The organism is Hydrogenophaga aromaticivorans, from assembly GCF_013387465.1.
GTDB lineage: Bacteria > Pseudomonadota > Gammaproteobacteria > Burkholderiales > Burkholderiaceae_C > Hydrogenophaga > Hydrogenophaga aromaticivorans.
The window spans coordinates 186,197-199,251 of record NZ_VYGV01000001.1; the positions used below are offsets into that span (position 1 = coordinate 186,197).

The window sequence follows — 13,055 nt, forward strand, 5'->3', positions numbered from 1 at the left end:
CCCCCTCTCCCGCTCAGCGGGAGAGGGTTGGGGTGAAGGCTGAATTCAATAACCCCTGACAGGATCGACCACACCCGCAACGGGCTGACCCGCTTCCAGCGCGCGGATCTTGCCCGCGATCTGGGCGATGCTCTCGTCGCGCAAGGTGCGTGCCGAGGTGTGGGGGGTGATGGTGATCCTGGGGTGGTTCCAGAACGGGTGGTCAGCGGGCAATGGTTCGGTGCGGAACACGTCCAGCGTGGCGCCGGCCATCTGGTCGCTCTCCAGCAGGGCCAACAGATCGGCTTCGACCAGGTGCGCGCCGCGCGCCACGTTGATCAGGTAGCCACCGGGCTTCAGGCGCCCGAGTGTGTCGCGGTTGAGGATGTCCCGCGTGTCGGGCGTGAGCGGCAGCAGATTCACCAGCACCCGGCAGTTTGAGAGGAAGGTATCGAACCCGGCCTCTCCGCTGTGGGTGACCACACCCTCGATGGCCTTGGGCGTGCGGCTCCAGCCATGCACCGGAAAGTCGAACACCCGCAGCGCCCGGGCCACGCGCTCACCGAGCACGCCCAGGCCCATCACGCCGATGGAAAAGTCCTGGCGATCACGCGGCTTGCGGTACGACCATTTGCCGGCCTTCACGTCGGCCTCGTAACCGTCGAATTCGCGGAAGTGGCGGATGACCGCGTGGCACACGTATTCGGCCATCTGCACCGACATGCCCGCGTCGTCGAGACGCACGACCTTCACGCCCGGCGGCAGGTGCAGCTTGAGCAGCGCGTCCACACCCGCGCCGATGTTGAACAGGCCCTTGAGCGCCTGCTGTTGATCCAGGAACTGTTGCGGCGGCGCCCAGACCACGGCGTGGTCGGCCTGTGGCGCGCCGGGTTCCCAGACCTCGACGGACGCTTCGGGAAAGGCCGCGCGCAGGCCGTCCAGCCAGGGTTGTGCCTTGGTGTCGGTGCAGCAGAAAGTGATGTTCATGCGGCGAGCTTATGGCAAGACGAATAGCCCGTTGGCTGGGAGGCCCGTTCGCTCAAGGCCCTTCGACAGGCTCAGGTCGGACGGTGGATGCGGGTCCGCACCGCCTTGCAACACAGGCCCGTTGTTGTGGTCAGGCGGTCTGGATCTTCAGCAGCTCAGCGCCCTCGGCCACCTGGTCGCCCGGCGCGTAGAGCAGCTCGGCCACGGTGCCATCGGCCGGCGCGGCGATGGTGTGTTCCATCTTCATGGCCTCCATCACTGCCAGCGGCTGGCCCTTCTTCACCGCGTCGCCGGCCTTCACGGCGAACGACACCACCTTGCCCGGCATGGGCGCGGTGAGGCGCCCAACGTCGTGAGCGGCTTCACCGGCGTGGGCGAGTGCGTCGAGCTCGGTGATCTGGGTGGCGCCCAGGGCACAGAACACGTGCACGATCTCTTCGCGCTGCCAGGTCTGCACCGTCTGGCGCTGGCCCATGAAGCGCAGGTCCATCAGCGTGCCGTTCTCCGCTGGCAAGGCGTCGAATGTCAGCAAGCCGCTGACCTCTCCCAGCGCCAGTTGCAACGCACCGTCGTGCAGGTAGGTCAGGCTGGCCTGCATGGCCTCGCCCAGGTATTCGAAGTCGAAGCGGCGCACGGTCAGGCCGTGCGGGCGCCAGCCGTCGCGGCGCGAAAACGGGTCTTTGCCTTCGCTCGCGCGCTCGGCCAGCAGGGTCTGCGCCACGGCGGCGGCCACGGCCAGGTTCAGGCCGACCTTGTCCTGGTGGAACAGCACACCCGCTTCGCGCGGGATCAGCGCCGTGTCCAGGTTCGCCTGCGCAAACGAGGGGCTGGCGACCACGTGGCGCAGGAACTGCACGTTGGTCGACAGGCCGACGATGCGCGTTTCGGCCAGCGCCGCGTCGAGCCGGGCCAGCGCTTCAGCGCGTGTGCGGCCGTGCACGATCAGCTTGGCGACCATGGAGTCGTAGAACGGGCTGATGGCGTCGCCCTCGCGCACGCCGTCGTCCACACGCACCGAGCCGCGTTCGAAGCTGGTGCAGGTGGGCTTTCGGTAGACGTCGAGCCGGCCGGTGGCGGGCAGGAACTGGTTGTCCGGCGTTTCGGCGCAGATGCGCGCCTCGATGGCGTGGCCGTCGATGTGCAGTTGCTCCTGTGTCAGCGGCAGCGGCTCGCCGCTGGCGATGCGCAGCTGCCACTCCACCAGATCCAGCCCCGTGATCGCCTCGGTCACCGGGTGCTCAACCTGCAGGCGCGTGTTCATCTCCATGAAATAGAAGCGCATGCCGCCTTCGGGCGGCTGCTCGACGATGAACTCCACTGTGCCCGCGCCCACGTAGTTCACGGCGCGCGCCGCGGCCACGGCGGCCAGGCCCATCTGCTGGCGCAGCTCGGGCGTCATGCCCGGCGCGGGCGCTTCTTCCAGCACCTTCTGGTGGCGCCGCTGCACCGAGCAGTCGCGCTCGAACAGGTAGACGCAGTTGCCGTGCGTGTCGCAGAACACCTGGATCTCGATGTGGCGCGGGCGCTGGGCGTATTTTTCGACCAGCACGGCGTCGCTGCCGAAGCTGTTGATGGCCTCGCGTTTGCACGAGGCCAGCGCGGCGGCAAAGTCTTCCGCCTTCTCGACCGCACGCATGCCCTTGCCGCCGCCGCCGGCGCTGGCCTTGATCAGCACCGGGTAGCCAATGCGGTCGGCCTCGTGCTGCAGCATGTGCGGGTCCTGGTCGGCGCCGTGGTAACCCGGCACCAGCGGCACGCCGGCGCTCTCCATCAGGCGCTTGGACTCGGCCTTCAGGCCCATGGCCTGGATGGCCGACGCGGGCGGGCCGATGAACACCAGGCCGGCTTCGGCGCAGGCGTTGGCGAAGGCTTCGTTTTCGCTCAGGAAACCGTAGCCGGGGTGGATGGCCTGGGCGCCGGTGGCCTTGGCCGCGTCGAGGATGCGCTGCCACTGCAGGTAGCTTTCTTTCGGCGCACTGCCACCAATGTGCACCGCCTCGTCGCAGGCCGCCACGTGTTTGGCGCTGGCGTCGGCGTCGGAGTACACGGCCACGGTGCGCACGCCCATGCGACGGGCGGTGGCGGCGACGCGGCAGGCGATCTCGCCTCTATTCGCAATCAGGATCTTGGTGAACATTCGAGGCCTCAGGCAGTAGCAGAAGAAAACAGGGACTGCGCGCGGCGGAACACCGCGCGCAGGAACTTGAACAACATCCAGGTGACGATCCACATCAGCACCACAGCAATGACCAGCAGCACGCCGAACACCAGCGGATGGTGGGTGGCCAGCCAGACCGCGCCGACCACCAGGCCGTCTTCGACCAGGCTCATGGCGATGTTGGAAAACGGCTCGGGCGAGGTGTTGATGGCCGCGCGCGTGGTGGTCTTGGCGGCCTGACTGCTGGCCGCGAGCGTGCCGCCGAGCAGCGCGCCCACCAGGGCCATGGTGCTGCCGTCAGCACCCAGCGCGCCCGCCGCCAGCGCGGCACCGGCGGGGATGCGGATCACGCTGTTGACCATGTCCCACAGCGAGTCGAGCCCCGGGATCTTGTCGGCAAAAAATTCCACGAACAGCAGTGCGCCGCTGGTGATGAGCATGGCCGGGTGTTGTAGCACCTGCAGGCCTTCGGGCAATGGCATCCAGCCCAGCGCGCCCGACGCGCCCACCAGGAACACCACCGCGTAAAGCCGGAAGCCGCTGACCCAGCCGAGCGCGGCGGCCAGCGCCAGCAGGCTGGGCATGTCGAGCTGGCTGGCGGCGGCGCTCACACCCTCGACCACCTGGCCACCGACTTCATTGACCACGCCCGTGCCCGCGTGCAGGCCCAGGCCGTGCAGCCAGTTGACGAGGGTGGTCCAGAGTGCGTCCATGGTGTTCTCCTTCAGGGAAGAAACCGCCTAGCCCGCCAGCCACGCGGGCTTGCGCTTCTGTAGGAAAGATTGCACGCCCTCGCGGCCTTGTTCGCTCGCGCGGATGTCGGCAATGCCCTGCACCGTGGCGGCGATCAAGCCAGCGTCGATTTCGCGCTCGGCCACGTCCTGCACCAGCCGCTTGCAGGCGCGCACGGCGGCCGGGCTCGCGCTCACCAGCGCCTGGGCCAGTTCATTCACCTTTGCGTCCAGCGCCTCGGCGCCCACCAGCTCGTGCACGAAGCCGATGCGGTGCGCCTCCTGCGCGCTGAAGCGCTCGGCCGTGAGGAAGTAGCGGTGCGAGGCGCGCGCGCCCATGGCGCGGATCACGTAGGGGCTGATGGTGGCCGGGATCAGGCCCAGCTTCACCTCGCTCAGGCAGTAGGTGGCGGTGTCCACGCTCACCGCCATGTCACACGCCGCCACCAGACCCATGCCGCCCGCGAACACGTCGCCCTGCACGGCCGCGATGGTGGGCTTGGGGCATTCGTAGATCGTCTTCAACATCGCCGCGAGCTGGCCCGCATCGGCCACGTTTTCGTCGCGCGTGTAGTCGGCCATGCGGCGCATCCAGTTGAGGTCGGCCCCGGCGCAGAAGGCCGGGCCCACCGCGGCGAGCACGACGGCGCGCACGTCGTCGCGCGCGCCCACGGCTTCAAACGCGGCCTTGAGTTCCTGGATCACGGCGTCGTTGAAGGCGTTGCGCACCTCGGGGCGGCTGAGCGTGATGCGGGCGATGCGGTCTTGCACCGCAATGGTCAGAGCTTGGCTCATGGTTTCTTCGCCTCTGCGGCTTCCAGTTGCAGGTGGTACACCCAGTCCAGCTCGGGGCCGGGCTGGCCCAGGGCGGTGAGCGCGGCGGTGATCTGGCCGCGGTGGTGGGTGGCGTGGTTGAACACGTGCGCCAGCGTGGCCGCGAACGGCAACGACTGCGGCACGCCCTTCATGGTCCGGTAGTCGAGCTGGCCGTTGAAGCGCTCGGCGGGCCAGCTGGCGATCAGGTGTTCCCAGTTCGCGGCGCCGCCTTTGAGCGCCTGGCCCAGGCGTTCGCGGTCGGGTTCAATCTCGGCGTCCAAAGCGAGCATGGGCGAGGCGCCCTTGGAGAAACGTGCATACCAGAGCAAGTGCTCGCCCACCAGCAAGTGGTTCAACGTGCCGTGGATGCTCTTGAAGAACAGGCCGACGTCACGCTTGTAGTCTTCGTCGGACACACGCGAGACCGCGTCGAGCAGGCGGTGCGTGGCCCAGACATGGTAACGCGCCTGTCGGATGAAGTGGGTGTGAAAAGGACTCAACGAGGTACTCATTGCGGCCATGTGTCCAACCCTCCCAAAGTTTTGAGCGATTCGAAGTCGGCGTCGCGGTGCAGCAGCGTGTGCCCGTGGGTGATGCAGTAGCTGGCGAGCAGCACGTCGATGGGGCTGCGCACGGTGCGGCCTTGCTTGCGCAGCTGGCGGTAACGCTCAGCGGCCTGCAGCACATGCTCTGTGCCGCCGATCTCGACCTGTGGCAGCGCGCTCATCAGTGTTTGTGCTTCCCGCATCAGCTTCCCTTCTCGGAACCCACGCATCACCTCGAACAGCACGAGATCGGCCATACCGACTTCCATACTGGAATCTCCCAGGCACTGGGCCAGCGTGTTGCTTTGCGCGTCCCGTCCATCACGGAAGAAGTCGATCCAGACGCTCGAATCCACCAAGATCATTTGACCTTGCTCCGCGCGACGGCCGCAGGCCTTTTTGCCTTTGCCGACCGGACAATCGCAGCGGCCTTGGCCTGCACGGCATAAGAACCCTTGGTCTCTTGCACCGCCATGGCAGGCGCCTCTTCGGCGCGGGCAAGCGCCCAAGCCGCATCCGAGTCGTCCCACTGCAACTTGCCTCGCAAGGCCAACAAGCCGTCGTAAACCTTGCGCCGTCGCACAAGGCGCAAGCCTTCTTCTACCGCTTCCTTCTTGGTCTTGAAGCCGCCCGCCTCCATGGCTGCGGCCATCAAGTCGTCGTCAATGTCGATATTGGTTCGCATGTCGAACCTCCTTCAATGTGTATGAAATGAGAAAATCATACACATTACATGCGGAAAAGTCCAAACTTCGTCTCGGGGATCGGCGCGTTGAGCGAAGCCGAGAGCCCCAGCGCCAGCACGCGGCGCGTGTCGGCCGGGTCGATCACGCCGTCGTCCCACAAGCGCGCGGTGGCGTAGTACGGGTGGCCCTGCACCTCGTACTGTTCCTTGATGGGCGCCTTGAACGCGGCTTCTTCTTCCGCGCTCCAGCTGCCGCCCTTGCCTTCAATGCCGTCGCGCTTGACGGTCGCAAGCACGCTCGCGGCCTGCTCGCCGCCCATGACCGAGATGCGCGCGTTCGGCCACATCCAGAGGAAGCGCGGGCTGTAGGCGCGGCCGCACATGCCGTAGTTGCCGGCGCCGAAGCTGCCGCCGATGATCACCGTGAACTTGGGCACCGCGGCGGTGGCCACAGCCGTCACCATCTTGGCGCCGTTGCGCGCGATGCCCTCGTTTTCGTACTTACGGCCGACCATGAAGCCGGTGATGTTCTGCAGAAACACCAGCGGCGTCTTGCGCTGGCAGCAGAGTTCGATGAAGTGCGCGCCCTTGAGCGCCGATTCGCTGAACAGGATGCCGTTGTTGGCGATGATGCCGACCGGCATGCCCTCGATGCGCGCGAAGCCGCAGACCAGGGTAGTGCCGAAGCGCGACTTGAACTCGTCGAAGTCCGAGCCGTCCACGATGCGGGCGATGATCTCGCGCACGTCAAACGGCTTGCGGGTGTCGGTCGGGATCACGCCGTACAGCTCCTCGGCCGGATACAGCGGCGCGACGGGGTCGATGGTCGTGATCGGCGGCACTTTGCGCGCGTTGAGGTTCTTCACCGCCTGGCGCGCCAGGGCCAGCGCATGCAAATCGTTCTGCGCCAGGTGGTCGGCCACGCCCGAGAGGCGCGTGTGCACGTCGCCACCGCCCAGGTCTTCGGCCGTGACCACCTCGCCCGTGGCGGCCTTCACCAGCGGCGGGCCGCCCAGGAAGATGGTGCCCTGGTTCTTGACGATGATGGTCTCGTCGCTCATGGCCGGCACGTAGGCGCCGCCGGCCGTGCACGAGCCCATGACCACCGCGATCTGCGCGATGCCCTGCGCGCTCATGTTGGCCTGATTGAAGAAGATGCGACCGAAGTGGTCGCGGTCGGGGAAGACCTCGTCCTGGTTCGGCAGGTTGGCGCCGCCCGAGTCCACCAGGTAGATGCAGGGCAGTTGGTTCTGTTGTGCCACTTCCTGCGCGCGCAGGTGCTTCTTGACGGTGAGCGGGTAGTAGGTGCCGCCCTTCACCGTGGCGTCGTTGCAGACGATCATGCAGTCCACGCCGCTCACGCGGCCGATGCCAGCGATGACACCGGCGCAGGGCGCGCTGTCGCTGCCGTCGCGGTCCGGGTACATGCCCATCGCGGCCAGCGGGCTCAGTTCCAGGAAGGGCGTGCCCGGGTCCAGCAGCATCTGCACGCGGTCGCGTGGCAGCAGCTTGCCGCGCGCGGTGTGTTTGGCGCGTGCCGCGTCGCCACCGCCGAGGGTGGCTCTTTCCACCTGCGCCTTCAGGTCGTCGACCACCACCTTCATGGCGGCGGCGTTGGCCTGGAAGTCGGCGGAACGGGCGTTGAGTTTCGTGTCGAGTGCGGGCATGGGGTTCTCTCGGTCAGGCTGTTTTGGCTTCGGCCAGCCCCAGCTGGTCCTTCATGGCATCGCGGATCTTGAACTTCTGGATCTTGCCGGTCACGGTCATGGGGAAGGCGTCCACAAAGCGGATGTAGCGCGGCACCTTGTAGTGGGCGATCTGGCCCTTGCAGAAGGCACGCACCGTGTCTTCGTCCAGCGCCTGGCCGGGCTTGACGATGACCCAGGCGCACAGCTCTTCGCCGTATTTCGCATCGGGCACGCCGACCACCTGCACGTCCTGCACAGCGGGATGGCGGTAGAGGAATTCTTCGATCTCGCGCGGGTAGATGTTTTCGCCGCCGCGGATCACCATGTCCTTGATACGGCCGACGATGTTGACGTAGCCCTCGGTGTCCATGGTGGCGAGGTCGCCGGTGTGCATCCAGCCCTCGGCGTCGATGGCCTCCGCCGTCTTGGCCGGGTCGTCCCAGTAGCCGTGCATCACCGAATAACCGCGCGTGCACAGCTCGCCCGACTGGCCGGTCGCCATCACCTCGCCGCTGTCGGGGCTCACGATCTTCACTTCCAGGTGCGGCTGCACCGTGCCCACGGTGGACACGCGTCGGTCCAGCGGCGTGTCGGTGCTGCTCTGGCAGCTCACCGGGCTGGTCTCGGTCATGCCGTAGGCAATGGTGATCTGCGAGAGGTGCATGTCGCTCACCACGCGCTGCATCACGGCCGTGGGGCACGGCGAGCCGGCCATGATGCCGGTTCGGAGGGTGGACAGGTCGAACTCGGCAAAACGCGGGTGGTCCAGTTCGGCGATGAACATGGTGGGCACGCCGTGCAGGCCGGTGCATTTCTCTTCCTGCACCGTCTGCAGCACGGTCAGCGGGTCGAAGCCGTCGTTCGGGTAGACGATGGTGGCGCCGTGCGTGAAGCAGGCCAGGTTGCCCAGCACCATGCCGAAGCAGTGGTACAGCGGCACGGGGATGCACAGACGGTCGGCCGGGGTGAGCTTCATGCACTCGCCGATGAAAAAGCCGTTGTTCAGGATGTTGCGGTGCGTGAGCGTGGCGCCCTTGGGGAAGCCGGTGGTGCCGCTGGTGAACTGGATGTTGATCGGGTCGCTGGCCTTGAGCGTGGCCGCCAGCTGCGCCACGCGCGGGTCGGCGGCGTCGCCCTGGTCGAGCAGCGCCGAGAAGCGCATCAGCCCGGGCTCTTCGGCGCCCTGCCCGGGCTCGTCGATCCAGACCACGGTCTTCAGGTGCGGCAGCTGCCGCGCGTCCAGCGCGCCCGGCCGGCCGTGCGCCCACTCGGGCGCCAACTCGCGCAGCATGCCCAGGTAGTCGCTGGTCTTGAAGCGCGCCATGGTCACCAGCAGCTTGCAGCCGACCTTGTTGAGCGCGTACTCCACTTCAGACGTGCGGTAGGCCGGGTTGATGTTCACCAGCACCAGGCCCACCTGTGCCGTGGCCAGCTGCATCAGCACCCATTCGGCGTTGTTGTGCGACCAGATGCCCACCCGGTCGCCCGGATTCAGGCCCTGCGCCAGCAACGCGCTGGCCAGGCGGTGCGCGTCGGCCTGCAGCGCGCGGTAGGTGTAGCGCCGCCCCTGGTGCACGCTCACCAGCGCCTCGTGCTCGGGCTGGCGCGCCACCATGGCGTCAAAAAAAGCGCCAATGGTCTGTTCGATCAACGGCACGTCGGTCGCGCCACGCGCCAGGCTGAGCGTCAGGGGCAGGGCCGCGTTTCGGGGGTCGCTCATGGGCTTGTCTCCTCGGGTTCCAGGGTCCGGCTCGCACCGGACTGCAGGGCCTAGCTTAGGAGGCTTGCGCCGCCGCCGCTTGCCAGAATGGTTGCAAATCACGCCACCCATCAGGCACACTGGCGCCATGCCCAGCCCCCGCGCCACCCTGTCCAGCCCATCCGACCGCGCCGCCACGCCCATGGCGTTCGTGCAGGCCATCGTGATCGCCTACCAGCAGCGCGGGCTGGACCCGGCGCGGGCCCTGGCGCAGGCACAGATTCCGCCAGCACGCGTGGCCGATCCCGCGGCACGCATCACCGCCGCCCAGATGGAAACCCTCTCGGGCGCCGCCATGCAGGAACTCAACGACGAAGCCCTGGGCTGGTTTCGCCGCGCCCTGCCCTGGGGCAGCTACGGCATGCTCGCGCGCGCCTCGCTTTCGGCGCCCACGCTGGGCGTGGCACTCAAACGCTGGTGCCGCCACCACGGCCTGCTCACGCCCGACATCACGCTCGCCGTGACCACCAGCGGCGACGTGGCCAGCATCGCCCTCACCGAACACCGGCCGCCGGGCGGCGACGGCAGCCTGCGCGAATTCTGTGGCGTCTCGGTGCTGCGCAACAGCCACGGACTGGCCTGCTGGCTGGTGGACTCGCGCATCCCGCTGCTGGGCGCGAGCTTCCCGTTCGCCGCGCCAGCGCACGCCGAGGTCTACCGGGTGCTGTTCGATGGCCCGACGGTGTTTGACGCCGACCAGACCGCGATCCACTTCGACGCGCGCTACCTCGCCCTGCCCGTCAAGCGCGACGAAGCCGCCATGAACCAGATGCTGCAGCGCGCCCTGCCGATCCAGGTGCGACCCTACCGGCGCGACCGCCTGCTGGTGCAGCGCGTGCGCCAGGTGCTCACGACCCAGCCGCTGGACGCCCACAACGCCAACGACCTCGCGGCCCTGCTCAACACCTCGGCCCGCACGCTGCACCGGCAGCTGAAAGACGAAGGCGCCACATTGCAGGCACTGAAAGACGAGGTGCGACGCGACCGCGCGCTCGACCTGCTGCAGCGCACGACCCGACCGATCAAACAGGTGGCCGAAGCGGCCGGGTTTCAGAACCAGAAGAGCTTCATGCGCGCGTTCAAGGCCTGGACGGGCGTGACGCCCGGTGAGTGGCGGGCCTCGCGCTGAATCGACGCGAATGCATCGACTGCTTGACCGACATCCCTGCCCTCTGTCAACGCGACAGGAAATCTGACACCCCAGCCCCCGAAGGCGCCGGAATGTCCCGGCCTTCCACGTTGGGCGAGGTCACGGGGAACGCGTTGCTCGATGGTGTCGTCGGCACCGATGCGGGAGCCGATGCAGGCTTCAGTGCCGGAGAAGCCGGCGCAGCCGCGGGCGATGAAGCAGGCATGGCCTTGCCCAGCCCCAGCTGATTCACCAGACTCTGCACCGCCGCATCCACCTGCACCTTGAGCGACTCGCGCGCCGCAGCGGCGTTGTCGTCGTTCAGGCGCGGCCCGCGCAGCAGCGCGGGCGCGGGCACGCGCTGGGCAGTGGACACGGTGGCTTCGCCGAGCACGGTGCCGAAGGTGCTGGGCACCAGCAGGTCGACACGCAGCGAGGCGTGGGCGACCGACTCGGTGCCGAGTTGCAGGATGCTGCGCTGCGCGATGCCCAGACCGAAGAAGCCTTCGCGGGTGGCCCAGATGCTGTCGGCCGACGGCGCGCCCGAGATGAGCAGCACGTGGTCGGTCGGCGTCTTGAGTTCCTTCAGCTCCTTGAGCGCTTCTTCGCGGCGCGTGGCGGTGATGGTCACGCGCTGCACGCTGGAGAAGCGCCCCGAGGCCCTGAGCAGCTCGACGGTGCGGTTTTCGAGCTGCTCCTTGTAGCCCCAGTCGGGCACGAAGGCCTCGCCGAACTCGTTGTTGAACAGGGTGGTGCCGCGCCAGCTGAGGCGCAGCGTGGTGCCGATGGTGCTGATGACGGTGATGGACTTGCCCCGCAGGCGCGACTGCACGCTGGTCGTTTCGACGGTGGAGCAGGCGGTCAGGCCGAGGCCGGCCAGTGGCAAAAATGGCAGGGCTGCGCTGTGCGCGAGCAGTTGGCGGCGGGTGGTTTGCATGGCTTGTTTTTACCGCAGTGCGGGCAAGGCCTGCGCCAGTTCGTCCATGTGGCGAAACACCCGCGCCACGGGCAGGCCGTCGAACGCGCGGCCGTGCCCCTGCGGGCAGTAACCCCAGACGGTGGCGCCCGCGGCCAGGCCGGCCTGGGCGCCGGTGGCGGTGTCTTCGATCACGAGGCAGCGCGCCGGGTCGGCACCGAGGTGGGTCGCTGCGGCCAGGTACACGTCGGGGTGCGGCTTGGAGCGCGGCAGGTCGTGGCCGCTGAAGATGCGGTCGCCGAAATACGGCGCCATGCCGGCCATGCCGATCTGCATCACGACCTTGGGCCGGTCGGCGCCGGAGGCGCAGGCGATGCGGCCGGCGGTGTGCGCGTGCGCGGCGATGACGGCATCGAGCGCGCCCTGTACGGTCTGCAGTTCGGCGCGCAGGCGTTCATCGCGCCGCGCGTAGAAGGCGAGCATCCATTGTTCGGTGAGCGGCCGGCCGGTTTCGGCCTCGATGCGCGCGCGTTCGTCGCGCACGGCCTTGCCGATGAAGATCTGCATGCACTCGGCCTGGCTCAGCGCCCAGCCGGCTTCGTTCAGCACCTCGCGCAACACGCCGTTGGTGATGGGCTCGCTGTCGACCAGCACGCCGTCGCAATCAAATAGAACCGCTTCGAACATCGCACTCACTTCAGATCTCCATCCACATAAAACCAGCGCCCGCCTTCGCGCACGAAACGGCTGGACTCGTGCAAGCGTTGCCCGCGGCCGGCCACGCGCGAGCGGGCCACAAACTCGACTTCGGCGTGATCGGCGTCGATCACGCGGTGGCGTTTCACGTCCAGCCCCAGCCACTTCACATCGGGTTCCAGTGTCAGGTCGGCCGGGCGGGTGCTGGCGTGCCAGCTGCTCTGCAGGTACGCCACCCGCTCCAGCACGAAGGCGCTGTAGCGCGAGCGCATGAGGCTTTCGGCGTCGGGCGCTGGCGTGTCGTGGTCCAGGTAGCGCCCGCAGCAGGCTTCGAACGCACTGGCTTTGCCCCGCGCGTCGGTCCGGCCACAAGGGCAGGCGGTCACGGTCACCCCACTCAGGCGGCCTTGCGCGCCGCGTGTCGCGCCTTGTGCGCCTCCAGGGTTTCGGTCGGCGCGTCGGCCCTCGTCCACGCAGCAAAGCCGCCGTCGATGTGGGCCACGTTGCTCATGCCCATGTCTTGCAGGGCCTTGGTGGCCAGCGCGCTGCGCCAGCCGGCGCCGCAGAACAGCACGAACTCCTTGCTTTCGTCGCCGAACACCGGCTTGTAGTACGGCGACTCGGGGTCGACCCAGAATTCCAGCATCCCGCGCGGCGCGTGCAGGGCACCGGGCACGGTGTCTTCGCGTTCGAGTTCGCGAACGTCGCGGATGTCGACCACCTGCAAGGTGGCGTCGCCCGCTTCGAGGCGCTTGCGCACCTGCTCGACGCTGTAGGTGGTGATCTGCGCCGTGGCTTCGTCCACGAGCGCGCGGAATCCTTTGGTGATGGGCATGGGTCGGTGTCTCCTTGTGCTGGAATTATCGTTGCCACCGGGCTACGACAAACGCCATGGGTTCGCTGGCACAAGGGCATTGCGCGGCGGTGTTCAATAGCTGCTTCGCGGCAGCCCGCCGCCCTGCCCTG

General features: G+C 67.7%; 14 protein-coding genes. 1 reads left to right on the plus strand and 13 read right to left on the minus strand.

Going from position 1 to position 13,055, the window contains the following annotated elements:
• Positions 1-45 precede the first annotated feature (45 nt).
• The 9 genes from F3K02_RS00895 to F3K02_RS00935 all read right to left on the minus strand — a co-directional run bounded on the left by F3K02_RS00895 (position 46) and on the right by F3K02_RS00935 (position 9,309).
• Entirely contained in the window at positions 46-966 is a 921-nt protein-coding gene (locus tag F3K02_RS00895; protein WP_177132322.1) for a 2-hydroxyacid dehydrogenase, read from the minus strand.
• 130 nt (positions 967-1,096) lie between these two features.
• Positions 1,097-3,103: an acetyl/propionyl/methylcrotonyl-CoA carboxylase subunit alpha gene (locus F3K02_RS27930; protein WP_177132324.1), complete on the minus strand. Its 2,007-nt coding sequence runs from the start codon at positions 3,101-3,103 to the stop codon at positions 1,097-1,099.
• An 8-nt stretch (positions 3,104-3,111) separates the two neighbouring features.
• Positions 3,112-3,837 (minus strand): DUF4126 domain-containing protein, encoded by a 726-nt coding sequence (locus tag F3K02_RS00905; RefSeq protein WP_177132326.1) that lies wholly within the window; start codon positions 3,835-3,837, stop codon positions 3,112-3,114.
• A gap of 27 nt (positions 3,838-3,864) precedes the next feature.
• Complete coding sequence (locus tag F3K02_RS00910) at positions 3,865-4,650, minus strand: enoyl-CoA hydratase/isomerase family protein (protein WP_177132328.1); 786 nt, start codon at positions 4,648-4,650, stop codon at positions 3,865-3,867.
• On the minus strand, positions 4,647-5,183 hold the full coding sequence (locus F3K02_RS00915) for a DinB family protein (RefSeq protein WP_177132330.1): 537 nt from the start codon (positions 5,181-5,183) through the stop codon (positions 4,647-4,649). The genes F3K02_RS00910 and F3K02_RS00915 overlap by 4 nt, the downstream gene beginning before the upstream one ends.
• Entirely contained in the window at positions 5,180-5,581 is a 402-nt protein-coding gene (vapC, locus tag F3K02_RS00920; RefSeq protein ID WP_177132333.1) for a type II toxin-antitoxin system VapC family toxin, read from the minus strand. Before vapC ends, F3K02_RS00915 begins: the two co-directional genes overlap by 4 nt.
• Positions 5,578-5,901 (minus strand): type II toxin-antitoxin system VapB family antitoxin, encoded by a 324-nt coding sequence (locus F3K02_RS00925; RefSeq protein ID WP_177132335.1) that lies wholly within the window; start codon positions 5,899-5,901, stop codon positions 5,578-5,580. The genes vapC and F3K02_RS00925 overlap by 4 nt, the downstream gene beginning before the upstream one ends.
• Before the next feature lie 44 nt (positions 5,902-5,945).
• On the minus strand, positions 5,946-7,568 hold the full coding sequence (locus tag F3K02_RS00930; protein ID WP_177132337.1) for a carboxyl transferase domain-containing protein: 1,623 nt from the start codon (positions 7,566-7,568) through the stop codon (positions 5,946-5,948).
• Between the two features lie 13 nt (positions 7,569-7,581).
• Positions 7,582-9,309: an AMP-binding protein gene (locus F3K02_RS00935; protein ID WP_177132338.1), complete on the minus strand. Its 1,728-nt coding sequence runs from the start codon at positions 9,307-9,309 to the stop codon at positions 7,582-7,584.
• A 127-nt stretch (positions 9,310-9,436) separates the two neighbouring features.
• Here F3K02_RS00935 and F3K02_RS00940 point away from each other — a divergent pair, with 127 nt between their 5' ends.
• Positions 9,437-10,477 carry an AraC family transcriptional regulator gene (locus F3K02_RS00940; protein ID WP_177132340.1) on the plus strand — a complete coding sequence of 347 codons (1,041 nt, stop codon included), beginning with the start codon at positions 9,437-9,439 and terminating at the stop codon, positions 10,475-10,477.
• A gap of 46 nt (positions 10,478-10,523) precedes the next feature.
• Here F3K02_RS00940 and F3K02_RS00945 read toward each other — a convergent pair whose 3' ends face one another.
• Genes F3K02_RS00945 through F3K02_RS00960 form a run of 4 tightly spaced genes read right to left on the minus strand, consistent with a single transcriptional unit; the run spans position 10,524 to position 12,924 of the window.
• Positions 10,524-11,414, minus strand: coding sequence for a hypothetical protein (locus F3K02_RS00945; protein ID WP_177132342.1), 891 nt, complete (start codon positions 11,412-11,414; stop codon positions 10,524-10,526).
• A gap of 9 nt (positions 11,415-11,423) precedes the next feature.
• Positions 11,424-12,080, minus strand: coding sequence for an HAD family hydrolase (locus F3K02_RS00950; protein WP_177132768.1), 657 nt, complete (start codon positions 12,078-12,080; stop codon positions 11,424-11,426).
• A 5-nt stretch (positions 12,081-12,085) separates the two neighbouring features.
• Positions 12,086-12,481, minus strand: coding sequence for a YchJ family protein (locus F3K02_RS00955; protein WP_425485552.1), 396 nt, complete (start codon positions 12,479-12,481; stop codon positions 12,086-12,088).
• Positions 12,482-12,486: 5 nt separating this feature from the next.
• A complete protein-coding gene (locus F3K02_RS00960) occupies positions 12,487-12,924 on the minus strand; it encodes a rhodanese-like domain-containing protein (protein WP_177132345.1) in 438 nt (145 codons plus the stop codon).
• Between the last annotated feature and the right edge of the window lie 131 nt (positions 12,925-13,055).

What these genes read in the sequence shown, in the direction of transcription:
- F3K02_RS00895 (WP_177132322.1), bottom strand. Translation starts at nt 966, where the DNA reads ATGAACATCACTTTCTGCTGCACCGACACCAAGGCACAACCCTGGCTG.
- F3K02_RS27930 (WP_177132324.1), bottom strand. Translation starts at nt 3,103, where the DNA reads ATGTTCACCAAGATCCTGATTGCGAATAGAGGCGAGATCGCCTGCCGC.
- F3K02_RS00905 (WP_177132326.1), bottom strand. Translation starts at nt 3,837, where the DNA reads ATGGACGCACTCTGGACCACCCTCGTCAACTGGCTGCACGGCCTGGGC.
- F3K02_RS00910 (WP_177132328.1), bottom strand. Translation starts at nt 4,650, where the DNA reads ATGAGCCAAGCTCTGACCATTGCGGTGCAAGACCGCATCGCCCGCATC.
- F3K02_RS00915 (WP_177132330.1), bottom strand. Translation starts at nt 5,183, where the DNA reads ATGAGTACCTCGTTGAGTCCTTTTCACACCCACTTCATCCGACAGGCG.
- vapC (WP_177132333.1), bottom strand. Translation starts at nt 5,581, where the DNA reads ATGATCTTGGTGGATTCGAGCGTCTGGATCGACTTCTTCCGTGATGGA.
- F3K02_RS00925 (WP_177132335.1), bottom strand. Translation starts at nt 5,901, where the DNA reads ATGCGAACCAATATCGACATTGACGACGACTTGATGGCCGCAGCCATG.
- F3K02_RS00930 (WP_177132337.1), bottom strand. Translation starts at nt 7,568, where the DNA reads ATGCCCGCACTCGACACGAAACTCAACGCCCGTTCCGCCGACTTCCAG.
- F3K02_RS00935 (WP_177132338.1), bottom strand. Translation starts at nt 9,309, where the DNA reads ATGAGCGACCCCCGAAACGCGGCCCTGCCCCTGACGCTCAGCCTGGCG.
- F3K02_RS00940 (WP_177132340.1), top strand. Translation starts at nt 9,437, where the DNA reads ATGCCCAGCCCCCGCGCCACCCTGTCCAGCCCATCCGACCGCGCCGCC.
- F3K02_RS00945 (WP_177132342.1), bottom strand. Translation starts at nt 11,414, where the DNA reads ATGCAAACCACCCGCCGCCAACTGCTCGCGCACAGCGCAGCCCTGCCA.
- F3K02_RS00950 (WP_177132768.1), bottom strand. Translation starts at nt 12,080, where the DNA reads ATGTTCGAAGCGGTTCTATTTGATTGCGACGGCGTGCTGGTCGACAGC.
- F3K02_RS00960 (WP_177132345.1), bottom strand. Translation starts at nt 12,924, where the DNA reads ATGCCCATCACCAAAGGATTCCGCGCGCTCGTGGACGAAGCCACGGCG.